This is a genomic window from Xanthomonas sp. DAR 80977, assembly GCF_041240605.1.
Lineage (GTDB): Bacteria > Pseudomonadota > Gammaproteobacteria > Xanthomonadales > Xanthomonadaceae > Xanthomonas_A > Xanthomonas_A bundabergensis.
On record NZ_CP162487.1, the window covers coordinates 662,165 to 687,365 of the forward strand.

A 25,201-nucleotide genomic window follows, 5' to 3' on the forward strand; every position below is an offset into this window, starting at 1 on the left:
CGGCAGCGCAGCTGGCCGACGCGCCGCCACTCGCGGCGGTGCCGATGCCGCCGGCCTCAGCGGAATGGCGACAGTACGGTCATCGTGCGGCGCAGCAGCGCACGCGCGCGATGATTCTTGGCCGCCGCCCGCGCGCGCTTCGTGGCAGCGCCGGCCGCGGCATCGGGCGACTCCGCTGGCGCTGCGGCGGGCATATCGGCTGGCACCGCCTGTGCCTTCGCCGTGGCCGCCAGCGACTGCGCCAGCGCCACGTCGGCGATATGCCCATGGTGGAACAACAGATCGCTGTAGATGCTCATCGTGATCCTCCTGTCTTGAGTGGAATCGACGATAGGCGCAAGCTGATGCCTGAAAAAGCGACCATTCTGCAAGTCAGGCTTGAACAGGATTCAACATGGCGCGTCCTCCGCTGCATGCCCTGCAAGGTTTCGTCAGCGTCGCCCGGCTCGGCAACCTGTCGCGCGCGGCGGCCGCGCTGCATCTCACCGTCAGCGCGCTGAGCCATCAGATGCGCGCGCTGGAGCAGCGCCTGGGTTATCGCTTGCTCGACCGGCACGCGCGCGGGGTCACGCTGACCGCCGACGGGCGGCGCCTGCTCGAACGCATCGGCCCGCACCTGGATGCGATCGGCGAGGCGCTGCAGCCGTTCGCCGCGCGCCGCGACAACGTGCTGACGATCAGCCTGACCCCGTCGATGGCGTCGGCATGGCTGGTACCGCGCCTGGGCGATTTCCTGGCGCGGCATCCGCAGATCGAGATCAATCTGCTGTCCGACCAGCGCCTGGTCGATTTCGAGCGCCAGCCGCAGATCGATGCGTCGCTGCGCATCGGCAGCGGACAGTGGCCGGGCCTGGCGGTCGAGGCGCTGTTCGACGAGTGGCTGGTGCCGATGGCCAGCCCGGCGCTGATCGCGAGGATGGGCGCGCGCAAGCGCGCGCCGCTGGCGCAGTGGCCCTTGATCGGCGATCCGGATGGGGAATGGGAACGTTGGTTCGCCGCCGCCGGCGAAACCCCGCCTGAGCGCTACGTGGCGGTGTTCGACGATTCCGAGTCGCACCATCGCGCGGCCCTGGACGGCGTCGGCGTGGCCCTGGGCCGCATCACCCGCGCCCGTCTGATGCTCGACGCCGGCCAGCTGCTGCCGCTGTCGCCGCAGCGGCTGAAGGCGGCGTGGTCGCACTATCTGGTGTATCCGTCGCGCTCGGCCGAGCACGGCGGTTTCCTGGCGTTCCGCCGCTGGTTGCGCGCGCAGGCCGACGAACATCTGCAGCACGGGCAGGCCACCGCGGCGCCGGCCGCGCGCAAGCGCCGCCGCGCGCGCGGGTAGACTGCGGCCATGACCGACACGCCCGCTCCGCCCGTGCCCGCAGAACCCCGCGCCGACGCCGTGGCGCGCAGCATCCGCGATGCGTTCGAGGACTACCACGCGCGCTTCGCGCAGATCAGCCGCCGCGCCCGCCGCCGCTTCGAGCGCCGCGACTGGAACGCCGCGCGCAACGACGCGGTCGAGCGCATCGCGCTGTACGACCAGTGCATCGGCGAGTGCATGCTGCGCCTGCGCACGCTGCTGCTCGGCCAGACCCACGACCGCACGCTGTGGGCGCAGGTCCGCGACAGCTTCGCCGCGCAACTGCACGGGCTGATCGACCAGGAACTGTACAAGACCTTCTACAACACGCTGACCCGGCGCTTCTTCCGGACCCAGGGCGTGGATGCGCGGATCGAGTTCGTGGCGCTGGATATCGAACCCACCGACGCGATCACCCATCCGGTGGCGCGGCACAACTACGTGGTCTCCGAGACGCGGCCGGTGGATGCGTTCGTGCGCGTGCTCGGCGACTACCCGTTCGACGTGCCGTACGCGCACCGCACCCGCTGCGCCGCGGCCATCGCGGTGCGCCTGCAGGACGACCTGGCGCACTGGGGCGAGCAACCGGTGCGCGGCATCGAGCTGCTGGAAACGGTGTTCTACCGCGAGCGCCGCGCCTACCTGGTCGGCCGCGTGTTCGGCGAACACCGCTTCTCGCCGTGCGTGATCGCGCTGGTCAACGACGCCGACGGCCTGCGTGCCGAGGCGGTGCTGACCAGGCGCAACGACGTGGCGCAGCTGTTCGGCATCTCGCGCAGCTATTTCCAGGCCGACCTGGCCACCGTCGGCGATGCGGTGGTGTTCCTGCGCAGCCTGCTGCCGCACAAGCCGATCGACGAGCTGTACACGATGCTCGGCCGCGCCAAGCAGGGCAAGACCGAGCGCTTCCGCACCTTCTTCCGCCACTTCCAGGCCCAGCCAAACGAGCAACTGGTGCATGCCGACGGCACGCCCGGCATGGTCATGGCGGTGTTCACCCTGCCCAGCTACCCGCTGGTGTTCAAGCTGATCCGCGACCGCTTCGCCTATCCGAAGACGATGAGCCGCGAGCAGGTCGAGGACAAGTACGCGCTGGTGTTCAACCTGGACCGGGTCGGCCGCCTGCTCGACGCGCAGCCGTACCGTTCGCTGCGCTTCCCGCGCGCGCGCTTCGCCCCTGCGCTGCTCGCCGAACTGCTGCAGGGCTGCGCGCGCAGCCTGCGCGAGGACGGCGAGGACCTGATCTTCGAGCTGTGCTACGTGCAGCGGCGCCTGCGCCCGCTGAACCTGTACCTGCGCGAGCAGGCCGCCGAGGCGGCGCGCGAGGCGGCGCTGGACTACGCGCAGGCGATCAAGGACATGGCGCGCAACAACATCTTCCCCGGCGACATGCTGCTGAAGAACTTCGGCGTGTCGCGGCAGGGACGCGCGGTGTTCTACGACTACGACGAGCTGTGCCTGGTCACCGACTGCACCTTCCGCGACTGGCCGCAGCCGCGCAACGACGAGGAAGCCATGTCCGCCGAACCCTGGTTCCACGTCGCCGCGCGCGACGTGTTCCCGGAGCGCTTCGCGCTGTTCATGGGCTTGCCCGCCGCCTCGCTGGAAGCGGTCAGGCGCGCCCATGGCGAACTGTTCGACCCGCAGTGGTGGCGCGACCTGCAGGCGCGGCTGCGCGAGGACGACTATCCGGACGCGCCGCCGTACCCGGAGTCGCTGCGCCTGGCCTGACTTGCCCGCGTCGGCCGGCTGCGCTGTAATCGGCACCTCATCCATGCAAGGAACGCGCGATGCACCGCACATCAGGACTCTCGACGTGGCGTTGGTGCGCTCTGCTGTTGGCGCTGCTGGCCGCTGCCGCGTTCGCCACCGGCACCGGGCCAGGCGCGGTGCGCAAGCAGGTCGAGAGCAGCATGCTGGTGACCGGCAGGATCGACATCGAGGCCGACGGCGCGGTGTCGGCGCTGGCGATCGACCACGAGGACAAGCTGCCCGGCGGCGTGGTCGCCTTCGTGCGCAGCGCGGCGATGCAGTGGAAGTTCGAGCCGGCGCTGCGCGACGGCAAGCCGGTGCCGGCGCGCGCGCCGATGACGTTGCGCATCGTGGCCAAGCGCCAGGAGGGCGACGCCTACCGGGTGGAGATCCGCCATGCCAGCTTCATCGCCTACGATCGCAACGACCGCAGCGTGGTGACGTCGGTGAACCTGGCGCCGCCGGCCTATCCGGAATCGGCGTTCCGCGTGGGCGCCTCGGGTTCGGCCTACCTGCTGCTCAAGGTGGCGCGCGACGGCAGCGTCGCCGATGCCGCGGTCGAGCAGGTCAACCTGCGCATCGTCGCGTCCGAAAGCGAGATGAAGAAGCTGCGCGCGATCTTCGCCAGGAGCGCGTTGGCCGCAGCGCGCAATTGGACCTTCCGCGCGCCGACCGAGGGCGATGACGCGTCGGCGCCGTACTGGGCGGTGCGCGTGCCGGTGAACTATTCGCTCGGCGAGCAACCCAACGAAGACACGCCCGGCGGCTACGGGCGCTGGATCAGCTACGTTCCCGGCCCGCGCGAGCGTGCGCCGTGGGTCACCGGCGAAGACGCGGCGGGTTTCTCGCCCGACGCGCTGTCGGCCGGCGGCGTGTACATGGTCGACAACAGCGGTCCGCGCCTGCTGACGCCGCTGCACGGCGGTTGAGCGCGTTGGCGCGCCGCTGTTGCGGCCGTTGCGCGCGGTTCCGCCGGGAAGTGCTGCGCGCCGCGGGCGCTTTCCTGCAGGGCGACGTCACGTGGTCGTCGGCGCGGTCGCACGATCGCGCGTGGTCGCATACAGCACCCCAACCAGGATCCCGGCCAGCACCAGCGAGGCGCCGACGGTGCCCAGGTCCAGTCCGCCCTTGGCGACCGGCTTGGTCAGCAGGTCGCCGAGCGTGGCGCCGAACGGCCGGGTCAGCACGAAGGCGGCCCAGAACAGCACGATGCGGTCGATGCGGGTGAACGCGTAGGCCAGGGCGATCGCGGCCAGCGTCGCCCCGATCAGCGCCGCGCCGCCGAGGAAACCCAGCCCCGAATCGTCGGCGAGGTAGTCGCCCAGCGCGGTGCCGAGCGTGTTGGAGAACAGGATCGCCACCCAGTAGAAGACTTCTGCGCGGCCGCCGTCGATCTGCTTGACCGACAGGCTGCGTTCGCTCAGCCACCATGCGCCCAGGGTCAACGCCAGGCAGCTGCTCAGGATCAGCGCGCCCTGCGCGTAGCCCAGGCCCAGGCTGCGGTCCATGTAGTCCGACAGCGTGGTGCCGGCGGTGCTGGTGCTCAGGATCACCCACCAGTACAGCCATGGCCGGAAACGGCGCGCGCGCAGCTGCGCCCACAGCGAGACCAGGAACACGCCGAACAGCAGCGCGCTGCTCAGCGCATAGCCGACGTCCAGGGTCATCGACAGCAGGTCGCCGCCGGTCTCGCCCAGCGTGGTGGCGCAGATCTTCATCACCCAGAATCCCAGGGTGACCGGTGCGACCTTGGCAACAGTGGCGGCAGTGGCGTTCATCGATGCGGCACGGGTGACGGGACCGGACCAGCATCGCCAGCGGCATGTCGAAAACCGGTCGGATCGCGCGATGCCGGAACATTGCGGCCGCCGCCCGCGCATTCGGCTCCGCGCAAACGCAGAACGCCCCGCCGAGGCGGGGCGTTCGCGGTCGAACCGGCGCTGGACTCAGCGCTTCATCGAACCGAAGAACTCGTCGTTGGACTTGGTGTTCTTCATCTTGTCCAGCAGGAATTCCATCGCCGCGATCTCGTCCATCGGATGCAGCAGCTTGCGCAGGATCCAGATCTTCTGCAGCAGCTCCGGCTCGATCAGCAGGTCTTCGCGGCGGGTGCCGGAACGGTTGATGTCGATCGCCGGGTACACGCGCTTCTCGGCGATACGGCGGTTCAGGTGCACTTCGCTGTTGCCGGTGCCCTTGAACTCCTCGTAGATCACCTCGTCCATCTTGCTGCCGGTCTCGACCAGCGCGGTGGCGATGATGGTCAGCGAGCCGCCTTCCTCGACGTTGCGCGCTGCGCCGAAGAAGCGCTTCGGGCGGTGCAGCGCGTTGGCGTCCACGCCGCCGCTGAGCACCTTGCCGGAGGACGGCACCACGTTGTTGTAGGCGCGGGCCAGGCGGGTGATCGAGTCGAGCAGGATCACCACGTCCTTCTTGTGCTCGACCAGGCGCTTGGCGCGCTCGATCACCATCTCGGCGACCTGCACGTGGCGCGCGGCCGGCTCGTCGAAGGTGGAGGAGATGACCTCGCCGCGCACGGTGCGCTGCATTTCGGTCACTTCTTCCGGCCGCTCGTCGATCAGCAGCACGATCATGTGCACGTCGGGATGGTTGGTGGTGATCGCCGTGGCCACCTGCTGCATCAGCATGGTCTTGCCGGCCTTGGGCGGGGACACGATCAGCGCGCGCTGGCCCTTGCCCTGCGGCGCCATCAGGTCGAGGATGCGCCCGGAGATGTCTTCCGAGGAGCCGTTGCCGCGTTCCAGGGTGAAGCGCTTGCGCGGGAACAGCGCGGTCAGGTTCTCGAACAGCACCTTGTTCTTGCTCGCTTCCAGCGGCTCGCCGTTGATCGTGTCGACGATCGACAGCGCGAAGTAGCGTTCGCCGTCCTTCGGGAAGCGGATGCGGCCGGACAGGTGGTCGCCGGTGCGCAGGTTGAAGCGGCGGATCTGGCTGGGCGAGATGTAGGTGTCGTCCGGGCCGGCCAGGTAGCTGGCCTCGGCCGCGCGCAGGAAGCCGAAGCCGTCCGGCAGGATCTCCAGCACGCCGTCGGCGGCGACGCCTTCGCCGTGGCGGGTCAGCACCTTCAGCAGCGCGAAGATCACGTCCTGCTTGCGCGCGCGGGCCACGCCGTCCTGGATGTTGAGCTGCTCGGCGATGTCCAGCAGCTTCTGCGCCGGCATCCGCTTCAGGTCGCTCAGCGAGTAGATCGGGAAGCCTTCCGGCACGTTGGCGTGCGGGCGCGGCACGAACACCTCGTTGGCGCCGTTGTCGTTGGGCAGGCCGTTGTCCGGGTAGCGCTCGCGGCCGCCGCCATTGCCACCACCGCCGCCGCCACGATCGCGGCGATTGCGGAAGCGGTCGCGGCGATTGCCCTGCTGGTTGTTCTGGTTCTGGTTGTTCTGGTTCTGCGGATTCTGGTTGTTGAAGCGCGGGTTGCCGCCTTCGCGCGGCTCGCGGGCTTCGCCGCCGTCGTTCTGGTTGCCCTGGTTGCCGCCGCCCTGGCCGCCCTGGCCCTGGGCGTCGCCGCCGGAGGCGGGAGCGGGCTGGGACTGGGGCTGCTGCGACGGGGCCTGCGCGTGTTCCTGCGGCGCGGCGCGTTCCTGGCGTTCGGGTTGCGCGGCGCGCGGCGCGTCGGCCTGGGCCGGCGCCGGGTTCAGCGGCAGGTTCGGCTGCGCCGGCGCGCCGTGCTCGGCTCCGCCTTCAGCGCCGGCAACGGCCTTGCTGACACGCGGCTTGCGCGCGCGCTTCTCGGCGGGGGCGTCGACGCTCCCGGGTTCGGTGATGGTGTTATCGGACAAGTGGTGATTCCTCGCTATGAGTGCGAGCGCCCAGCGTGGGGGCAAACGGGTTGGGAAGGGGTCTAGAAGAGAATCTTCCAGAGGGGGTGCGGTGCGCGAATGCCACCGGATACGCCGACACTATCATCGCCGCGCAACCACGGCAAGCAGGCGTTACCGGGCGATTCAGCCGGCCGGCAGCGGCGCCGCGGGCCGGTACCACAGCGGCCGCTCCGACCCGGAGCGGCCCGCGGCGTCAGGCGGCGGCGCCGCCCAGGCTCTTGTCGATCATCTGGGTCAGCTGGCCCTTGCCGACCGCACCGATCTGGGTGGCCTGGACCTTGCCGTCCTTGAACAGCAGCAGCATCGGGATCGAGCGCACGTGGTACTTGATCGCGGTGGCGCGGTTCTCGTCCACGTTGACCTTGGCCACCTTGAGCTTGCCGTCGTAGGTGTCGGCCAGGTCGTCCAGGACCGGGGCGATCATCTTGCACGGGCCGCACCATTCCGCCCAGAAGTCCACCAGGACCGGTTCGCCGGACTGCAGCACCGCGGTATCGAAATCGGCGTCGCCGACGTGTAGGACCTTATCGCTCACTTGGGGTATCTCCTGGGCCAATGCGACCGGCCGGACCGGGTGGCCGCCGCATTGCGGTAAACTGGGGCATTGCGCGGCGAAATCAAGGGATTCCCCCTGTCGCGCGACCCGGCATGGAAGTAGCCAGTGTGCGACGCTGCCGGGGCCGATGCAAGCCGCGACCTTACGCTTCGGGCGGGGTGGCCTGACGAAGATGGAATGATGAGCGACAAACCGCTGACCGATGTGACTTTTTCCGCGTTCGAGCTGCAACCGGCGCTGCTGGCCGGGCTCGAAGGCGCCGGCTTCACCCGCTGCACGCCGATCCAGGCGCTGACCCTGCCGGTGGCCCTGCCGGGCCGCGACGTGGCCGGCCAGGCCCAGACCGGGACCGGCAAGACCCTGGCGTTCCTGGTGACGGTGATGAACCGCCTGCTCAGCCGCCCGGCGCTGGCCGACCGCAAACCCGAGGATCCGCGCGCGCTGATCCTGGCTCCGACCCGCGAACTGGCGATCCAGATCCACAAGGACGCGGTCAAGTTCGGCGCCGACCTCGGCCTGCGCTTCGCGCTGGTCTACGGCGGGGTGGACTACGACAAGCAGCGCGAACTGCTGCAGCAGGGCGTGGACGTGATCATCGCCACCCCGGGCCGGCTGATCGACTACGTCAAGCAACATAAAGTGGTGTCGCTGCACGCCTGCGAGATCTGCGTGCTCGACGAAGCCGACCGCATGTTCGACCTGGGCTTCATCAAGGACATCCGCTTCCTGCTGCGGCGCATGCCCGAGCGCGGCACCCGCCAGACCCTGCTGTTCTCGGCCACCCTCAGCCACCGCGTGCTGGAGCTGGCCTACGAGCACATGAACGAGCCGGAAAAGCTCGTGGTCGAGACCGAGAGCATCACCGCCGCGCGCGTGCGCCAGCGCATCTACTTCCCCTCCGACGAAGAGAAGCTGACCCTGCTGCTGGGCCTGCTGTCGCGCAGCGAGGGCGCGCGGACCATGGTGTTCGTCAACACCAAGGCCTTCGTCGAACGCGTGGCGCGCTCGCTGGAGCGCAACGGCTACCGGGTCGGCGTGCTGTCCGGCGACGTGCCGCAGAAGAAGCGCGAGACCCTGCTCAACCGCTTCCAGAAGGGCCAGCTGGAGATCCTGGTCGCCACCGACGTGGCCGCGCGCGGCCTGCACATCGACGGGGTCAAGTACGTCTACAACTACGACCTGCCGTTCGACGCCGAGGACTACGTGCACCGCATCGGCCGCACCGCGCGGCTGGGCGAGGAAGGCGACGCGATCAGCTTCGCCTGCGAGCGCTACGCGATGAGCCTGCCGGACATCGAGGCCTACATCGAACAGAAGATCCCGGTCGAGCCGGTCACCGCCGAACTGCTGGTGGCGCTGCCGCGCACCCCGCGCGCGCCGGTCGAGGGCGAGGCGGGCGAGGTCGACGCGGATGCCGACGAGAGCATCGGCGACATCTTCCGCGAGGCGCGCGCGCAGCGCGAGGCCGACGAACAGCGCCGCGGCGGCGGCAGCAGCCGCGGCAAGCCCGGCGCCGGCCGCGGCGGCCCGGGCGGCGGTGCCGGCCGCAGCGGCGAAGCGCGCGGTGCCGACGGCAAGCCGCGGCGTCCGCGTACCCCGCGCCCGGCCGAGGCCGGCGCAGCGGTCGCGGCCGTCGCCGAGGCGCCGGTTGCGGTCGCCACCGAGGCGGCAGCGGCAGCGGTCGCGGCGCCCACGCCCAAGCCGGCCCGCGTGGCGGCCGAAGGCGCGCCTGCGGCGGAGGGCGAGCGCGCGCCGCGCAAGCGTCGGCGTCGTCGTGGCGGCCGTCCGCTGGACGGCGCCGAGGGTGCGGCCGCCGTTGCGACCAGCGATGCGCCGGCCAAGCCGGTGCAGGTCAGGGCCGCGCGCCAGGGCGAGCGCGCCGCGGCGCCGGTCGCGGCAGCGAACGATTCGTTCCTGACCCGCCTCGGCCGCAAGCTGCGTTCGCTGGTCTCCAGCTCCTGATGAACCGGCGTTCCACCGTTCGCGGCGTGCGCACGGTGGACGAAAACCCGGGCCGCTCCGGCATAATCGCCGGATGAGCGTCCTGCGGTTCGACAATGTCAGCAAACAATACGCCGGTGGCCACGAGGCGCTGGTGGACGTCAGCTTCCAGGTGGAGGAGGGCGAGATGCTGTTCGTCACCGGCCACTCGGGGGCGGGCAAGAGCACCCTGCTCAAGTTGATCCATCTCAGCGAGCGTCCATCGCGCGGCGCGGTGCTGTTCGGCGAGCGCAACCTGCTGAAGGTGCGCGGGCGGCGCGTGCCGCTGCACCGGCGCGAGGTCGGCGCCGTGTACCAGGACCACCGCCTGCTGATGGACCGCAGCATCGCCGAGAACGTGGCGTTGCCGCTGATCCTGCGCGGCACGCGCCGCGCCGAGATCGGCAAGCGCGTGCGCTCGGTGCTGGAGCGGATGGGCCTGGGCCACCGCGAGAAGGCGCTGCCGTCGCAGCTGTCGGCCGGCGAGCAGCAACGCGTCGGCATCGCCCGGGCGATGGTCGCCGAACCGCGCCTGCTGGTCGCCGACGAACCGACCGGCAACCTCGACCCGACCCTGGCCGCCGAGATCATGCAACTGTTCGCGGAACTGCCGGCGCGCGGCACCAGCGTGCTGGTGGTCAGCCACGACCTGGCCCTGCTCAAGCAGATGCGCAAGCGCGTGCTGATCCTCGACCATGGCCGCCTGGTCGACGACATCTCCCCACAGGACCTGGCCGAATGAGCGCACGCAATGCCGGCAGCGCCGGGCCCTCGCGGCTGGGCGTGTGGTGGGACCATCACCTGCACAGCATCGTCTACAGCCTCGGCCGGGCCATGCGCAAGCCGTGGGCGACGCTGCTGACCATGGCGGTGATGGCGCTGGCCCTGGCACTGCCGCTGGGACTGTCGATCGCGCTGGACAACCTCAAGCAGTTCGCCGGCAGCGTGCAGCAGTCGCGCGACATCAACGTGTTCCTGAAGACCGGGGTCGATGCCGCCGCGGCCAACGCGCTGGCCACGAGCTTGCGCGGCCGCGCCGACGTCGCCGCCGTGGCGCTGCGCACGCCCGAGCAGGGCATGGCCGAACTGCGCGACAGCGCGGGGCTGGGCGAGGCGCTGGACGCGCTCGACGACAATCCGTTGCCGACGCTGCTGATCGTCACCCCGGCCGCGGCCGACGACGCGCAGCTGGCGGCCTCGCTGAGCGCGCTGCCGCAGGCCGACCTGGTGCAGCACGACGCGCTGTGGCGCAAGCGCCTGGACGGCTGGCTGCGCTTCGGCGAACGCCTGGTGCAGGTGCTGTCGGTGCTGCTCGGCGCCGGCGCGGCGCTGGTGGTCGGCAATACCGTGCGCCTGGACATCCAGTCGCGGCGCGAGGAAATCGGCGTGCTGCAATTGCTCGGCGCCAGCGACGGCTTCATCCGCCGCCCGTTCCTGTACCTGGGCGCCTGGTACGGCTTCGGTGCCGGGGTGCTGGCGCTGGGCCTGATCGCCGCCTCCGGGCTGGCGCTGGGGCCGCCGCTGGCGGAACTGGCCGACAGCTACGGCAGCCATTTCGCGCTGCACGGGCTGGACGCGCTGCACGCGTCGCTGGTGCTGCTCGGCACCCTGCTGCTGGGCTGGCTCGGCGCCTGGCTGGTGACCGGCCACTTCCTGCGCCAGACGCGTCCCACCGACACCTGAGGCGCGCATGTCCCGGCACGAGCTCAAGCACCTGATCAGCGACGCCCCGCGGGTGATGGTCGTGGATGGCTCCAAGCTGGTGCGCAAGCTGATCGCCGATGTGCTGCACCGCGAACTGCCGGACGTGGAAGTGGTGGGGTGCGCCAGCATCGCCGAGGCGCGCGCCGCGCTGGAGGCCGGCCCGGTGAACCTGGTCACCACCTCGCTGGCGCTGCCCGACGGCGATGGCCTGGCCCTGGCGCGCAGCGTGCGCGAGGCCGCCGGCCAGGCCTACGTGCCGGTGATCGTGGTCTCCGGCGACGCCCAGCAGCACCTGGTCGAACGCCGCTTCACCGAATACGTCACCGACTACTTCGACAAGGCGCTGGGCCACGAGGCGCTGGCGACCTTCATCCGCGGCTACGTGCAGCCGCAGCCGGTGGCCGGCGCCACCATCCTCTACGTCGAGGACAGCCGCGTGGTGGCCGAGGCGACCAAGCGCATGCTCGAGCGCCAGGAACTGCACGTGGTGCACGTGCTGACCGCCGAGGACGCGTTCGCGCTGCTCACCGCCGAATCGCTGGGCCGCACCACCCGCCGCATCGACCTGGTGCTGACCGACGTCACCCTGAAGGGCGAGCTCAACGGCCGCGACGTGGTGCAGCGCATCCGCATCGATTTCGCCTACGGCAAGCGGCGCATGCCGGTGCTGGTGATGACCGGCGACAGCAATCCGCACAACCAGTCCGAGCTGCTGCGCGCCGGCGCCAACGACCTGGTGCAGAAGCCGATCGAGGAGCGCCTGCTGGTCACCAAGGTGCTGTTCCAGTTGCGCCTGGCCAAGCTCAACGACAATGCCGTGACCTTCTGACCGATCGACCCGCCGACCCTGCATGAGCAACGAAGACGACACCCGGATCCAGCTGGAACCCTCGTGGAAGGCGCAGGTCGGCGACTGGCTGCTGCGTCCGGAGATGCGCGAGCTGTCTGCGTTCCTGCGCCAGCGCAAGGCCGCCGGCGCGCGCATCTTCCCGCCCGGGCGGCAGATCTTCGCCGCGTTCGAGGCGACTCCGTTCGACAAGGTCGAGGTGGTGATCCTCGGCCAGGATCCGTACCACGGCTACGGCCAGGCGCACGGGCTGTGCTTCTCGGTGCTGCCCGGGGTGCCGGTGCCGCCGTCGCTGCTGAACATCTACAAGGAGATCGAGGACGACCTGGGCATCCGCCGTCCCGACCACGGCTGCCTGCTGCCCTGGGCGCAGCGCGGCGTGCTGCTGCTCAATGCGGTGCTGACGGTCGAGGAAGGCCGCGCCGGCGCGCACCAGGGCAAGGGCTGGGAAGGCTTCACCGACCACGTCGTGGAGACCCTGAACCGCGAGCGCGAAGGCCTGGTGTTCCTGCTGTGGGGCAGCTACGCCCAGGCCAAGGGCAAGGTCATCGATACCCGCCGCCACCGCGTGCTGAAGGCGCCGCATCCCTCGCCGCTGTCGGCGCACCGCGGCTTCCTGGGCTGCAAGCATTTCTCCGCGGCCAACGAGTACCTGCGGCGCCGCGGCGCCGCGCCGATCGACTGGAGCCTGCCGCCGCGGGCGGTGCTGGACGCGGCGGCGGGCGGCGGCTGAACCGTGGTTCGACGGCGGCGCCTGGCGCGCGCCGCATGTACGCAAATTTCGCAAGGCGGGTGCTAGGTTCGACGCTCGCAAGCAGTGCCGCCTTCCCTCTCCCAGCGTTCCAGTGGCTTCCGTCACAGTCCGTTTCCTGATTCGAATGTTCCATAAACGGAACGCAGGAACTTTTTACTGTACCCAGCAGTCTAGTTAGTTGACTGCTAAGATGAGCCCTATGAGCCAGACCATACCTGCCACCGCGCTGGTGGCCAACAATCTCCCGATCCCCAGTCCGCTCGGTTCGCTGGATGCCTATATCGGCGCCGTGCACCAGATCCCGGTGCTGACGTCCGAAGAGGAACGCGCGCTGGCGGTGCGTTACCGCGACCAGGAAGACCTGGATGCGGCGCGCGAACTGGTCCACTCCCACCTGCGCTTCGTGGTCCACGTGGCCCGCGGCTACAACGGCTACGGCCTGCCGCTGGGCGACCTGATCCAGGAAGGCAACATCGGCCTGATGAAGGCGGTCAAGCGCTTCGACCCGGAAATGGGCGTGCGCCTGGTCAGCTTCGCGGTGCACTGGATCCGTGCCGAGATGCACGAGTACATCCTGAAGAACTGGCGCATCGTCAAGGTCGCCACGACCAAGGCGCAGCGCAAGCTGTTCTTCAACCTGCGCAAGTCCAAGACCCGCCTGGGCTGGATGAACGCCGCGGAAGTGACCGCGGTCGCCAAGGACCTCAACGTGTCCGAGCGCGAGGTGCTGGAGATGGAGTCGCGCCTGTCCGGTCGCGACATCGGCTTCGACGCGCCGTCCGACGACGATGACGATCACGCGCCGCCGTCGCCGGCCGCCTACCTGATGGCCGCCGAGGAAGACCCCTCGCAGGCCTACGAGCGCGCCGACAGCGAGGACAACCAGCTGCAGCTGCTGCGCGAAGGCCTGGCCGAGCTGGATGCGCGTTCGCGCGACATCATCAAGCGCCGCTGGCTGGACGCGGACAGCAAGATCACGCTGCAGGAGCTGGCCGACGAGTACGGCGTGTCGGCCGAGCGCATCCGCCAGATCGAGGCCAACGCGCTGAAGAAGATGAAGGCGTTGTTCGTGGCGTGATGCCGGCTCCCTTCCGCAAGCGCCCGGACGATCGGGCCGTGGGGTAAAAAAAACGGCCCGAAAGGGCCGTTTTTTATAGCTCGCGATACGGGTCAGTGCATGCAGACCATCATCGGCATGTTGCCGCACATCATGGTCATCGGCATGCCGCAGCCCATCATGCGGTTCATGTTCTCGCAGCACATCTTGAGCATGTCCATGCTCATCATGCCGGTCGGCATCATCATGCAGACCATGCCCTGCGACTCCATCGTGCAGGTCATCTTCGGCATCATCGGCATGCCGCAGCAGGCCATCATCGGCATGTTGCCGCACATCATGCCGCACGGGGTGCCGCACGCCATCATCGCCATCATCATGTCGCAGCAGTCCTTGAGCATCTCCATCGAGCTGCCTTCGGCCGGCTTCATCACGCACATCATGCCGTCGGCGGTCATGGAGCAATCCATGTGGCACATCATCGGCATCATGGTCGCCATCGGCATGGAGGACATGCCCGGCATCGGCATGGTGTTCATCGGCATCATGTTCATCGCGGTGTTCATGACAGGCTCCGGTCAGGGTGGGAAGGGGCTTGATCGTCTTTGGCTATACCATCATGCCAACAAGTCATGAGCATTTCAACGCATTGATTATTAAAGGAAAATTTCCGTTATCCTGAACGGGCGTGCGTTTTATTGGACACGGTTATATGGCTATGCGCAGCGGTTGTTTCCGTGCCGGCGCGCGCGGCGGCACAGTCAGGCCTCCTTCGGATACGCCGGTTCGTCCCATGAGCACCCACACCATCGCCGACCTCCACGACGTCGCGGACTACCGCCGCCGCAAGGCCTTGCGCGATTGCGGGCAGGGCAGCCGGCGCCGCGAGTTCCTGTGGGTGCATCCGGGCAGCGGCGCGGCGCAGGTGGCGGTGTTCCGCCCGGCCCAGCCGACCGCCGCCGCAGTCCTGCGCTACGCGCGCGCCGCGGGGCGCCACGGCTGACCGCGGATGCCGGAGCGCGCCATGGCGGCGGTCGATGACGGCAGTCCTGCCGACCCGGCCGACCTTGGCGCGCTGGTCGCCCAGCGCCTGGCGCAATTGCGCAAGCAGCGGCAGCTGTCGCTGGAGGTGCTGGCCAAGGCGTCCGGCGTCAGCCGCGCGATGCTCTGGCAGATCGAGCAGGGCCGCAGCGCACCGACGTTGAAGCTGCTGCTGCGGATCGCCGATTCGCTGGACGTGCCGCTGACCGAACTGCTGCACGGCGAGCCCGTGCGGCAGGTGACGGTGCTGCGTGCCTGCGATGCCAAACAACTGGTCTCGGCCGACGGCGGCTATGTCTAGCGCGCGCTGTTCCCGTTCCTCGGCGCGCATGCGGTGGAGTTCTACGAGATCCGCCTGCTGCCCGGCGCGGTCGAGCGCGCGGCCGCGCATGCCGCCGGCACCGTGGAGAACCTGGTGGTCAACGCCGGCAGCGTGGAGATCGAGGTCGGCGGACAGACCCATGCGCTGCAGGCCGGCGACGCGATCCATTTCCGCGCCGATCAGGCGCACGCCTACCGCAATCCCGGCGACACGCCGGCCGTGCTGTATCTGGTGATGCGCTACGCCGGCGAACTCAACTACGGCTGAAGCGCGCAGGCGCCCCGGCGCATCGGCCGGGGGTGACTCTGCAGGCGGCGCAGGGCGACGCGCCGCGTCCGCAGCCGGCTTGCCCGAGCCGCAGCGGCAGCCGACTAAGGCGGCGCTGCGCCGGACCGGTTCACGGCTCCGGCGGGCGCGCCACCGGCAGATGCCAGCCGTAGCGGATCGCCATGAAGCGCAGGCCGAAGCACAGCGTGGCGCCGATCGCCAATCCCCACGGCTGCGGCAGGTGCAGCGCATGCGCCGCGGCGACCACGCCGCCGCCGAGCAAGGCCGCCACCGCGTACAGCTCGGCCTGCAGCACCACCGGCGTGCGCGCCACCAGCAGGTCGCGGACGATGCCGCCGCCGATGCCGCTGAGCATGCCGAGCAGGGTCGCGCTGAGCGGACCCAGGCCGAACGCCAGCGCCTTGCTGGTGCCGTATACCGCGAACAGCGCCAGGCCGAGCGCGTCGAAGATCTGCACCGGGTTGCGCAGGCGCTCGACCGTGTTGTGGCTGTAGAAGGTCAGCAACCCGGCCAGGCAGGCGACGCCGAGATAGCGCGCGTCGCCGAGCGCGGCCGGCGGGATGGCGCCGATCAGCACGTCGCGGGCGATGCCGCCGGACACCGCGGCCGCGCACGACAGCACCAGCACGCCGAACAGGTCCAGGCGGTGGCGCACGCCGACGGTGGCGCCGCTGATCGCGAACACGAAGGTGCCGAGCAGGTCGAGCAGGAACAGGAAGGTCGCCAAGACAGCGCTGCACAGCGGCAAAGGGCGGCTAGGATCGCAGCCCCGCCGCGGGGTGTCACGCGGTCGGCGGCGGCTCCGGCTCGGCCGGCGCGGGCCCGGCAGCGCGCGTGTCGTCGCCGAGGATGATGCGTGCCGCGCGCTGGTAGCTCCAGTACGCCCAGGCCCAGTTGAGCAGCACCACCAGGCGGTTGCGGAAGCCGATCAGGAAGAACACGTGCGCGGCCAGCCAGAACCACCAGGCCAGCAGGCCCGACAGCTGCAGGCGGCCCAGGTGCACGATCGCGGCCATGCGCCCGATGGTGGCCAGGTTGCCGTAGTCGGCGTAGCGGAACGGCGCGTCGCCGCGTTCGCCGCGCAGCCGTCGCAGCAGATTTTCGGCGACGTGCCGGCCCATCTGCTTGGCCGCCGGCGCCACCCCGGGCACCGGCTTGCCGTCGGCCTGCTGCAGCGCGGCCAGGTCGCCGGCGACGAACACCTCCGGATGCCCGGGCACGCTCAGGTCCGGTTGCACCTGCACGCGCCCGCTGCGGTCCAGCGGCACCTCCAGGGTCCGTGCCAGCGGCGATGCGGCCACGCCGGCGGCCCACACCACGGTGCGCGCGGGCACGAAGGTGCTGCCCAGCCGGTAGCCGCTGGCGTCGATCTCCGCCACCGGCACGCCGGTCAGCACTTCCACGCCGAGCTTTTCCAGTTGCTTCTGCGCCTTGGCCGAGAGCCGTTCCGGGAACGAGGCCAGCACGCGCGGGCCGGCTTCGATCAGCCGCACCCTGGCCTGCGCCGGGTCGATGCGGCGGAATTCGTGCTTGAGCGTATGCCGCGCGATCTCGGCCAGGGTGCCGGCCAGTTCCACCCCGGTCGGGCCGCCGCCGACGATGGCGAAGCTGAGCCAGGCCGCGCGCGCGGCGGGGTCGGTTTCCGCTTCGGCGCGCTCGAACGCCAGCAGCAGGTGGCGGCGCAGGTGCAGCGCGTCGTCCAGGGTCTTCAGGCCGGGCGCGTGCCTGGCCCATTCGTCGTGGCCGAAGTAGGCATGGGTGGCGCCGGTGGCGACCAGCAGGTAGTCGTAGTCCAGCGTCTCGCCGCCGGCCAGCTGCACCTGCCGCGCCTGCTTGTCCACGCGCAGCACTTCGCCCAGGCGCACTTCCACGTTGTCCTGCTGGCGCAGGATCTGCCGCAGCGGCGCGGCGATGTCCGGCGACGACAGCCCGGCGGTGGCGACCTGGTACAGCAGCGGCTGGAACAGGTGGTGGTTGCGGCGGTCGATCAGGGTGATGCGCAGCGGCGCCCTGGCCAGCGCACGCGTGGCCCACAGCCCGGCGAAACCGCCGCCGACCACGATCAGGTGCGGCACGGGTGGGTTAGCCATGCAGGACTCCAGAGGAACGGAAAGGCGAGGCGCAAGCGGCGATCGGGGCGCGGGCGATGGGCGCGGACGCTGCACGCACGCCGCGGGGTGCAGCGTCGTGATGCACGCGATGGTCGCGGCGCCGTGCAGATGGGGGCTGTAACGGCATGCGCCTATAGTAGCGCGATGGCAGGCGCAGGCAGGGATGCGCGGAGGGCGCGTGGTAAGGCGAGCGACAGCAACTGATCGGCCTCTGGTTTCGCCCGTCGCGGCGACGCCGTCGCGCCTGGGTGGCCTGCTGTTCGCGCTGAAGACCCGCGCGCTGCAGCTGCGCCGCGCGCTGCGCGATCTGCGCGGCGGACCGCGCCGGCATCGCCGCGACGCGGGGTTGCCGATCGCCGCGGCGGCGGTCTCCGAATCGGTCACCGCGCTGTGGCCCGAGTCGGAGGAGACCGCGCCGCTGCTGGTCGCCGGCAAGATCCACAACCTGCGCGTGGCCGCACGCGTGCTGCACGGGATCGAGGTGCCGGCCGGCGCGACCTTCAGTTTCTGGCGGCAGCTGGGACGGGCCACGCGCCGGCGCGGCTTCGCCGCCGGGCGCGAACTGCGCGAGGGCTGCCTGGTGCCGTCGATCGGCGGCGGACTGTGCCAGCTGTCCAATGCGATCTACGACGCGGCGTTGCGCCAGGGCCTGGAGATCGTCGAGCGGCATCGGCATACGCAGGTGATCGCCGGTTCGCTGGCCGAACGCGATCGCGATGCGGTGGTGTTCTGGAACTACGTGGACCTGCGCCTGCGCGCGGCTTCGGCGTGGCGCCTGGAGGTGTGGCTGGACGGGGAGGCCTTGCACGTGCGCATCCTCGGCGGTGCGCCGGCCACTGCCGCGCTGCCGCTGTTGCCGCTGCGGCGCACGCCGGCGGCGAACGCGGCCAACGACTGCACGCACTGCGGCCGCGAGGCTTGCCATCGGCACGTGCCTGCCGGCGCCCACGGCATCCGCCGCACCTGGCTGGTGGACGAGGACTGGCCGGAATTCGCCGAGGACCGCCGGCGCCGCATGCAGCCGGGCGACCGGGTGCTGGCGCTGCGCCGCAGCAGCCTCGCCGCCGTGCAGGCGGCAGTGCTGCAACGCTGGTGGCTGTGGCGCGGGCTGCCATTGCCGCAGCTGCGGCAGCGCGCGCAGCGCATCCGCCTGCGCGCGCTGCGACGGCGGCTCGGCGCGGCGGATGTCGAGCTGGTGCTGCCGCAGAGCCTGTTGCCGGGCCTGTGGCTGGCCGGCGAACTGCAGGGCCGGCGCTGGGACGTGTGCATGACCGCCCTGCCGATGCACCTGCTGCAGGCGCGCCTGGACGCGGCCGCGCAGCGCCATCCCGACAGCGCCACGCTGCGCGATTTCCGCGCCGATCCGCTGCTGGTCGAGGCCGAACGCGCGGCGCTGGCGCAGGCGCGGCACTGGATCACCCCGCATCGCGAATTGCTGGCCCTGGCCGGCGGCCGCGGGATCGGCCTGGAATGGCGGCAGCCACCGCTGCCCGACCCGGCGCCATCCAGCGGCAACCGCGGCGCGCCGCAGGTCCTGCTGGCGGCGTCGGCGCTGGCGCGCAAGGGCGCGTTCGAACTGCGCGAGGCGCTGCAGGGCTTGCCGGTGCGACTGCTGTTGCCGCCGGGCGCGCAGGAGACGCCGCAGTTCTGGAGCGGCTTCGACGTGCGCCGGGTCGCGTCGATGGCGGAGGGTGTGCAGGCGGCCGCGGTGGTGGTGCTGCCGGCCTGGATCGAGCAGCAACCGCGCGGCGCGCTGATGGCGTTGGCGCTGGGCAAGCCGGTGATCGCCACCGCCGCCTGCGGCCTCGGCGCGTGCGCATGGCAGTGCGTGGAGGCCGGCGACGCGGCCGCCTTGCGCGCGCGGTTGCTGCAGGCGCTGGCCGCACGCAGTTGAGCGCTGGCGCCGCCGCGCAGGCGGCCGCGCTCAGTACAGGTCCTGCGGATCCACGTCCAGCGACCAGCGCACCCGCCGCGCCTGCGGCAGCGCATGGATCGCCGGCACCGCCGCGTCCAGCACCGCATGCAGCGCGCGCCGGGTCGACGCCGACAGCAGCAACTGGGTGCGCTGGAAACCGGCGCGGCGCGGCATCGGCGCCGGCATCGGCCCGAAGCGTTGCACCTCGACCTGCTCCGGCAACGAGGCGCGCACCGCGGCGAGGAAGGCGTTGGCGTGTTCGACCTGCTTGGCCTCGGCGCGCAGCAGCGCCAGGTGCGCGAACGGCGGGAAGCCAGCCGCCTCGCGCTGCGCCAGTTCGGCCGCGGCGAAGGCGTGGTAGCCGCCGTGCACCAGGGTCTCCAGCAGCGCGTGGCCGGGATGGTGGGTCTGCAGCCAGACCTCGCCCGGCCGCGCGGCGCGGCCGGCGCGGCCGGCGACCTGGATCAGCTGCTGCGCCAGTTTCTCGCTGGCGCGGAAGTCGGCCGAGAACAGGCCTTCGTCGATGCCCACCACCACCACCCGGGTCAGCTGCGGCAGGTCGTGGCCCTTGGCCAGGATCTGCGTGCCGACCAGGATCCCCGGCGCGGTGCCGAGCGTGGCCAGCTGCGTCTCCAGCGCGTCGCGGCGCTGGGTGGTGCCGCGGTCGATGCGCAGCACCGGCACGTCGGGGAAGGCCTGCAGCAGGCGCTCTTCCAGGCGCTCGGTGCCGATGCCCTGCGGCTGCAGCGCCAGGCTGCCGCAGTCCGGGCAGGCCAGCGGCGCCGGCTGCCGCGCGCCGCAATGGTGGCATTGCAGGCGCCGGCCGCCGGCATGCACGGTCATCGGCGTGGCGTGCAGCGGCGTGCTGCAGCGCTGGCACGGCGCGGTCCAGCCGCAGTCGTGGCACAGCAGCACCGGCGCGTAGCCGCGGCGGTTCTTGAACACCAGCACCTGGCCGCCGTCGGCCAGCGCGCTGCCGATGCCGGCCAGCACCTCCGGCGACAGGCCGTCCTGCAGCGGCCGCTTGCGCACGTCGAGCACGCGCACGGTCGGCGGCCGCGCGTCGCCGGCGCGGCGGGTCAGGCGCAGGTGCGCGTAGCGGCCGCCGGCGGCGTTGTGCAGGCTTTCCAGCGAGGGCGTGGCGCTGCCCAGCAGCACCGGCACGTCCAGCGCCTTGCCGCGCACCAGGGCGAAGTCGCGGGCGTGGTAGCGGATCCCGTCCTGCTGCTTGTAGCTGCCGTCGTGCTCCTCGTCGACCACGATCAGCCCGGCCTGCGGCAGCGGCACGAACACCGCCGAACGGGTGCCGACCACCACCCGCGCCTCGCCGCGCCAGGCCGCGGCCCAGACCCGCGCGCGTTCGTTGTCGGTGAGGCCGGAATGCAGCGCGTGCACCGGCACGCCCAGGCGCGCGCGGAACCGCGCCAGGGTCTGCGGGGTCAGGCCGATCTCCGGCACCAGCACCAGCGCCTGGCGGCCGCGCGCCAGGCAGGCGGCGATGGCCTGCAGGTAGACCTCGGTCTTGCCGCTGCCGGTGACCCCGTCGAGCAGGAACGGGGCGAAGCCGGGCGCGGCGACGACGGCGTCGATCGCGGCCTGCTGTTCCGGGTTCGGGGTGGGGCCGGGCTGCGGCTGCGGCGCGGCGTTGCTGGCCGGGACCGCGATGCGTTCGGCGTAGTCGCGCTTGGCCAGGCTGCGCGCGGCGCTGCGCCAGTCGTCCATCGCCTGGTCGAGCCGGTCCTCGTCCACGGGGCCGTCCGCCAGCAGCGCGGCGAAGCGGTGCGGGCGGGTGCCGGGGCGGGCGCGATGGCTGGCGCCGGCCTCGGTCAGGCGCCAGGCCCAGGCATGGGTGTCGGGCAGCGCCTCGCCGCGGCGCAGGGTCACCGGCAGCGCGGTCGCCAGCACCTCGCCCAGCGGCGCATGGCTGTAGCGCGCCAGCCAGTGCAGCGAGTCGGCCAGTTCGCCATGCAGCAGCGGCACCGGGTCCAGCCAGGCCAGCGCCTCGCGCAGGCCGTCGCTGTCCTCGAGCTGGCCGAGCGCGGCGACCACCCCGCTCAGTTCGCGGTTGCCGAACGGCACCCGCAGGCGGCGGCCGATGTCGCCGGCGGCGGCGGCACTGCCGGGCGGCGGCAGGTAGTCGAACAGCTGCGGCAGCGGCAGCGGCAGGGCGACGCGGAGGGTGGCGGCAGGGGACGGCATCGGCACTAGTCTAGCGGCCGCCGCGCCGGCGCCAGCGGCTGGGCGATCGGCCGCCGGCGGCAGCGCGAGTTGCACGCGATAGCTGCTCGCAAAGTGATAAACAGGTCGTAAATAGCTGCCGCGCTTGGAGAATCGAATTTATCCACACCTGCTGTGGATAAAGCTGTGCATGAAGGGGATGCTCCACGCCGTGAAGACGGATTCACAAGCGTCTGCCACAAGTTGGACAAAAAAGCGCCAATCGAATAATTTCAATAAATAACAACAACTTAGCCGTGAAACATGGCTGCAATGTGATTTTCCGGGGGCTTGACAGGTGGCGCCGGCGGCGTCCCCCGGGCGCTGTGCACAACCCGCCGCCGCGGCGCGCCCCGCTGGCGCCTGAAGCAGCCGATCGGCGCGCGCTTGTCAAGCGCGCGGCGCGGCGGCGGCCTCGCTATCATCGCGCCGATGATGGAGTTCCGATGACCGCCGCGCCCCCCTCCGACGGCGCGGCCGCACCGCCTGCCCTGGCCGCCTTCCTGCGCGGCATCGAACGCCGCGCCGCGGTGCTGGCCGAGCTGCAGAGCGGCAGCGTCGAGCGCGGCGTGCCGGCGCTGGCCGCGGCGATGCGCGCGTTCCGCAGCCATGCCGCGACCCTGCCGATGGCCGACTGGCCGCTGCGCTTCTGGAAGCTGCTCGCCGCGGTGCCGTCGCTGCGCCAGGTCGCGACCGCGGCCGGCAGCGGCTGGCCGGCGCCGCTGGCGCACCTGGGCGAGGTGGAGGCGGCCGACCGCCTGGCGCTGCTGCTGCGGATCGTGGCCGGGCTGGACGAGCCGACCGCGGCGCAGGTGCTGAACCAATCCACCCAGGACTACCAGCAGGCGCTGGCGCGGGCCTGCCCGCGCGATGCCGGCGGGCGCCCGGATGCGGCCGGCTGGCGGGCGCTGGCCGACGCCGCGCAGCAGCATCTGCGCGAACTGCCGCCGGCGCGGCTGCAGGCGCTGGCCCAGCTGCGCGACGCCGCCATCGCCGGCACGGCGCCCACGTCGGCGCCGGCGGCACCGGCGGCGATGCGCCCGCGCCGCCGCGGCGGGCGCGGCCTGACCCGCGCGCGGCTGGCGGCGGCGGTCAGCGTGGTCGTGGTCCTGGCCCTGCTCGGCACCGTGTGGTGGGGGCGGGCGCCGTCGCGGCCCGCCGCGGCGGGCGCCGGTTCGGGCCTGGCGCTGGGCGATACCGGGCCGGTGCAGGTGGAGGAACTGCCGGCCGAGTCGGATGCGTCCACCGCGCCGCCGGTTCCGGCCGCCGCGCCGGTACCGCTGCCGGAACCGGCGGTCTACGACCTGGACTTCTTCGCCTGGTACGCGGCGGGCGCGCCGCCGGCGCGGATCGAGCGCAGCGCCCCGAGCGCGGAGGAGGCGGCCGAAGCCGCGGCGGCGCCGCCGGCCAGCGGCCTCGCCGCGGCGCCGGCAGCGTCCACCGCGGGCGACACGCCGCCGGCGCTGACCCCGGCACAGTTGCGCGCGCGCCAGGCCGCCTGGGATGCGCTGGACGCGGCGGTGCAGGCGCGCCTGCGCCAGGTCGCCAGCGCCTTCGCCGGCCTGCCGGTGGAGCAGCAGCACACGCTGCGCGCGCAATTCGCGGCGCTGGATGCGCTGGAACGCCACGGCTGGTTGCTGGGCCCGGAACTGGGCAGCGAATACTGGGCGCTGCAGCCGCTGTTCGGCTACGTGCCCGACGCGCAGCGTGCGGCGCTGCTGGGCCTGCTGCGCACGCTGCCGGCCGAGCAACGCGAGCACCTGGCGCTGTTGTCGCAGCGCACCCCGCCGCAGGAGCGCGCGGCGCTGCGCCGCGAACTGCTGGCGCAGGGCGCGGACACGCGCGCGGCCTGGCTGCGCCAGCGCGCCGCGCGCTGAGCGCAGCATCCGCCGCTCTCCGCTCTCCGCTCTCCGCTCTCCGTTCTCCGCTCTCCGAGTCCCGAGTCCCGAGTCCCGAGTCCCGAGTCCCGAAAAATCCCCCGCACAGGGTAAACTGCGGCCCCTCCGCCACCCGGCGCCGGCGCTTCCCGCGCGGCCGCAGTCGGCGGGATCGCCAGAGTCTTGCAATGTCTTCGTCTTCCCCCCCGGCGTCGGTCCGGGGCCGCGAACTGCGCACCACCGCGCAGCTCGCCCTGCCGCTGGTCCTGGGGCACATCTCCGCCGGCCTGATCAGCTTCGTCGACAACGTGATCGCCGGGCACCACGGCACCCGCACGCTGGCCTCGGTGACGGTCGGCACCGCGCTGCTGTGGCTGCCGATGATGATCCCGATCGGCACCCTGATCGCGTTGACCGCGTCGGTGTCGCAGCTCGACGGCGGCAAGCGCCATGCGCTGATCGGGCCGATGTTCCGCCAGGCGCTGTGGCTGTCGCTGGGCCTGGGCGCGCTGATGTTCGCGTTCCTGAGCGTGATGCCGATGGCGCTGCCGCAACTGGGCATCGCCGCGGAGATCGTGCCCGGCGCGCGCGATTTCCTGCATGCGATCCGCTGGGGCGTACCGGCCATGGTGCTGTACTTCTGCATGCGCTATCTCAGCGAGGGCATGCACTGGACGCTGCCGACCATGCTGCTCGGCTTCGGCGGGCTGCTGGTGCTGGCGCCGCTGGGCTATGTGCTGACCTTCGGCCTGTTCGGGCTGCGCGAGCGCGGCGCCGGTGGGCTGGGCATGGCCTCGGCGATCATGATGTGGCTGCAGGCGCTGTGTTTCGCGATCTACCTGGCGCGCTCCAGGCGCTTCGCGCCGCTGCGCCTGTTCGCCCGCTTCGAGGCGCCGGACCTGCGCGCGATCGGCGGGCTGCTCAGGACCGGGCTGCCGATCGGCATCACCATCCTGATGGAAGGCGGGCTGTTCATCGTCACCGCGCTGCTGATCGCGCGGCTGGGCGAAGTGCCGGCGGCCGCGCACCAGATCGCGATCAACGTGGCGCAGCTGTGCTTCATGGTGCCGATGGGCGTGGCCGAGGCGACCACGGTGCGGGTCGGGCGCGCTGCCGGCGCCGGCGATGCGGTCGGGGTGCGCGGCGCGGCCTGGGCCGGCTACACGATCGTGCTCGGCACCCAGGCGCTGTCGGCGCTGGTGCTGCTGTTCGGCCACGACGCCATCGTCGGCGTCTACACCCGCGACATCGCGGTGGCCGGGCTGGCCTCCACGCTGCTGCTGTACGCGGCCGCGTTCCAGTTCCCGGACGGGGTGCAGGTGCTGTCGGCCGGCGCGCTGCGCGGGCTCAAGGACACCCGCGTGCCGATGCTGCTTGCCCTGTGTTCCTACTGGGGCCTGGGCATGCCGCTGGGCGCCGGGCTCGGCCTGTGGCTGGGCTGGGGGCCGCAGGGCATGTGGATCGGGCTGATCCTGGGCCTGACCGCGGCCGCGGTGATGATGGCCGCGCGCTTCCGCCTCAGCAGCGGGCGCCTGCTCGCCGCCGCGTCCGCCTGACCCCTGACTTCAGGCGCATGTGCGGCGCCGGCGC

22 protein-coding genes and 1 pseudogene are annotated in these 25,201 nt (G+C 71.5%); 16 read left to right on the forward strand and 7 right to left on the reverse strand.

Features of this window, described 5'->3' with window-relative positions; translation table 11 throughout:
* Positions 1-56 precede the first annotated feature (56 nt).
* Positions 57-299, reverse strand: coding sequence for a hypothetical protein (locus AB3X10_RS02945; protein WP_369978929.1), 243 nt, complete (start codon positions 297-299; stop codon positions 57-59).
* A gap of 95 nt (positions 300-394) precedes the next feature.
* Between AB3X10_RS02945 and AB3X10_RS02950 the strand changes: the two genes are divergently transcribed.
* From AB3X10_RS02950 to AB3X10_RS02960, 3 genes are read left to right on the forward strand one after another with little or no spacing between them, the layout of a single operon-like run.
* Complete coding sequence (locus tag AB3X10_RS02950) at positions 395-1,327, forward strand: LysR substrate-binding domain-containing protein (protein ID WP_369978930.1); 933 nt, start codon at positions 395-397, stop codon at positions 1,325-1,327.
* Between the two features lie 9 nt (positions 1,328-1,336).
* Entirely contained in the window at positions 1,337-3,079 is a 1,743-nt protein-coding gene (gene aceK / locus AB3X10_RS02955) for a bifunctional isocitrate dehydrogenase kinase/phosphatase (RefSeq protein WP_369978932.1), read from the forward strand.
* 59 nt (positions 3,080-3,138) lie between these two features.
* Positions 3,139-4,029: a TonB family protein gene (locus tag AB3X10_RS02960; RefSeq protein WP_369978934.1), complete on the forward strand. Its 891-nt coding sequence runs from the start codon at positions 3,139-3,141 to the stop codon at positions 4,027-4,029.
* Positions 4,030-4,116: 87 nt separating this feature from the next.
* On the opposite strand, the gene AB3X10_RS02965 is transcribed toward AB3X10_RS02960, so the two are convergent.
* From AB3X10_RS02965 to trxA, 3 genes are all read right to left on the reverse strand, one after another.
* Entirely contained in the window at positions 4,117-4,878 is a 762-nt protein-coding gene (locus tag AB3X10_RS02965; protein WP_369978936.1) for a hypothetical protein, read from the reverse strand.
* A gap of 168 nt (positions 4,879-5,046) precedes the next feature.
* Entirely contained in the window at positions 5,047-6,900 is a 1,854-nt protein-coding gene (gene rho, locus AB3X10_RS02970; protein WP_369978938.1) for a transcription termination factor Rho, read from the reverse strand.
* A 235-nt stretch (positions 6,901-7,135) separates the two neighbouring features.
* Positions 7,136-7,477: a thioredoxin TrxA gene (trxA, locus tag AB3X10_RS02975; protein ID WP_145703374.1), complete on the reverse strand. Its 342-nt coding sequence runs from the start codon at positions 7,475-7,477 to the stop codon at positions 7,136-7,138.
* A 201-nt stretch (positions 7,478-7,678) separates the two neighbouring features.
* Here trxA and rhlB point away from each other — a divergent pair, with 201 nt between their 5' ends.
* The 10 genes from rhlB (at position 7,679) to AB3X10_RS03025 (ending at position 15,470) form a co-directional block, all read left to right on the forward strand.
* Positions 7,679-9,460 (forward strand): ATP-dependent RNA helicase RhlB, encoded by a 1,782-nt coding sequence (rhlB, locus tag AB3X10_RS02980; protein WP_369978940.1) that lies wholly within the window; start codon positions 7,679-7,681, stop codon positions 9,458-9,460.
* A 73-nt stretch (positions 9,461-9,533) separates the two neighbouring features.
* Positions 9,534-10,220, forward strand: a complete 687-nt coding sequence (gene ftsE / locus AB3X10_RS02985) for a cell division ATP-binding protein FtsE (RefSeq protein ID WP_145703370.1) — start codon at positions 9,534-9,536, stop codon at positions 10,218-10,220.
* On the forward strand, positions 10,217-11,161 hold the full coding sequence (ftsX, locus tag AB3X10_RS02990) for a permease-like cell division protein FtsX (protein ID WP_369978942.1): 945 nt from the start codon (positions 10,217-10,219) through the stop codon (positions 11,159-11,161). Before ftsE ends, ftsX begins: the two co-directional genes overlap by 4 nt.
* 7 nt (positions 11,162-11,168) lie before the next feature.
* Positions 11,169-12,011 (forward strand): response regulator, encoded by an 843-nt coding sequence (locus tag AB3X10_RS02995; protein ID WP_369978944.1) that lies wholly within the window; start codon positions 11,169-11,171, stop codon positions 12,009-12,011.
* A 22-nt stretch (positions 12,012-12,033) separates the two neighbouring features.
* A complete protein-coding gene (gene ung, locus AB3X10_RS03000; protein ID WP_369978946.1) occupies positions 12,034-12,762 on the forward strand; it encodes a uracil-DNA glycosylase in 729 nt (242 codons plus the stop codon).
* Positions 12,763-12,982: 220 nt separating this feature from the next.
* Positions 12,983-13,861 carry an RNA polymerase sigma factor RpoH gene (rpoH, locus tag AB3X10_RS03005; protein ID WP_003469114.1) on the forward strand — a complete coding sequence of 293 codons (879 nt, stop codon included), beginning with the start codon at positions 12,983-12,985 and terminating at the stop codon, positions 13,859-13,861.
* A 99-nt stretch (positions 13,862-13,960) separates the two neighbouring features.
* On the forward strand, positions 13,961-14,476 hold the full coding sequence (locus AB3X10_RS03010; protein WP_369978948.1) for a hypothetical protein: 516 nt from the start codon (positions 13,961-13,963) through the stop codon (positions 14,474-14,476).
* A gap of 157 nt (positions 14,477-14,633) precedes the next feature.
* Complete coding sequence (locus AB3X10_RS03015; RefSeq protein WP_369978950.1) at positions 14,634-14,843, forward strand: hypothetical protein; 210 nt, start codon at positions 14,634-14,636, stop codon at positions 14,841-14,843.
* Between the two features lie 21 nt (positions 14,844-14,864).
* Complete coding sequence (locus AB3X10_RS03020; RefSeq protein WP_369978952.1) at positions 14,865-15,182, forward strand: helix-turn-helix domain-containing protein; 318 nt, start codon at positions 14,865-14,867, stop codon at positions 15,180-15,182.
* 33 nt (positions 15,183-15,215) lie between these two features.
* On the forward strand, positions 15,216-15,470 hold the full coding sequence (locus tag AB3X10_RS03025; RefSeq protein ID WP_369978954.1) for a cupin domain-containing protein: 255 nt from the start codon (positions 15,216-15,218) through the stop codon (positions 15,468-15,470).
* A 130-nt stretch (positions 15,471-15,600) separates the two neighbouring features.
* Here AB3X10_RS03025 and AB3X10_RS03030 read toward each other — a convergent pair whose 3' ends face one another.
* Together AB3X10_RS03030 and AB3X10_RS03035 are read right to left on the reverse strand one after the other, a co-directional pair.
* A complete protein-coding gene (locus AB3X10_RS03030; RefSeq protein ID WP_369978956.1) occupies positions 15,601-16,218 on the reverse strand; it encodes a trimeric intracellular cation channel family protein in 618 nt (205 codons plus the stop codon).
* A 55-nt stretch (positions 16,219-16,273) separates the two neighbouring features.
* On the reverse strand, positions 16,274-17,581 hold the full coding sequence (locus AB3X10_RS03035) for an NAD(P)/FAD-dependent oxidoreductase (RefSeq protein ID WP_369978958.1): 1,308 nt from the start codon (positions 17,579-17,581) through the stop codon (positions 16,274-16,276).
* Between the two features lie 199 nt (positions 17,582-17,780).
* On the opposite strand from AB3X10_RS03035, the gene AB3X10_RS03040 reads away from it, so the two are divergent.
* On the forward strand, positions 17,781-19,496 hold the full coding sequence (locus AB3X10_RS03040; protein ID WP_369978960.1) for a VanW family protein: 1,716 nt from the start codon (positions 17,781-17,783) through the stop codon (positions 19,494-19,496).
* 30 nt (positions 19,497-19,526) lie between these two features.
* On the opposite strand, the gene AB3X10_RS03045 is transcribed toward AB3X10_RS03040, so the two are convergent.
* A complete protein-coding gene (locus AB3X10_RS03045; protein ID WP_369978962.1) occupies positions 19,527-21,716 on the reverse strand; it encodes a primosomal protein N' in 2,190 nt (729 codons plus the stop codon).
* A 464-nt stretch (positions 21,717-22,180) separates the two neighbouring features.
* On the opposite strand from AB3X10_RS03045, the pseudogene AB3X10_RS03050 reads away from it, so the two are divergent.
* Both AB3X10_RS03050 and AB3X10_RS03055 read left to right on the forward strand, forming a co-directional pair.
* A pseudogene (locus AB3X10_RS03050) lies at positions 22,181-23,137 on the forward strand (hypothetical protein); the annotation flags it as partial.
* Between the two features lie 662 nt (positions 23,138-23,799).
* Positions 23,800-25,167: an MATE family efflux transporter gene (locus AB3X10_RS03055; RefSeq protein ID WP_369978964.1), complete on the forward strand. Its 1,368-nt coding sequence runs from the start codon at positions 23,800-23,802 to the stop codon at positions 25,165-25,167.
* Positions 25,168-25,201 lie beyond the last annotated feature (34 nt).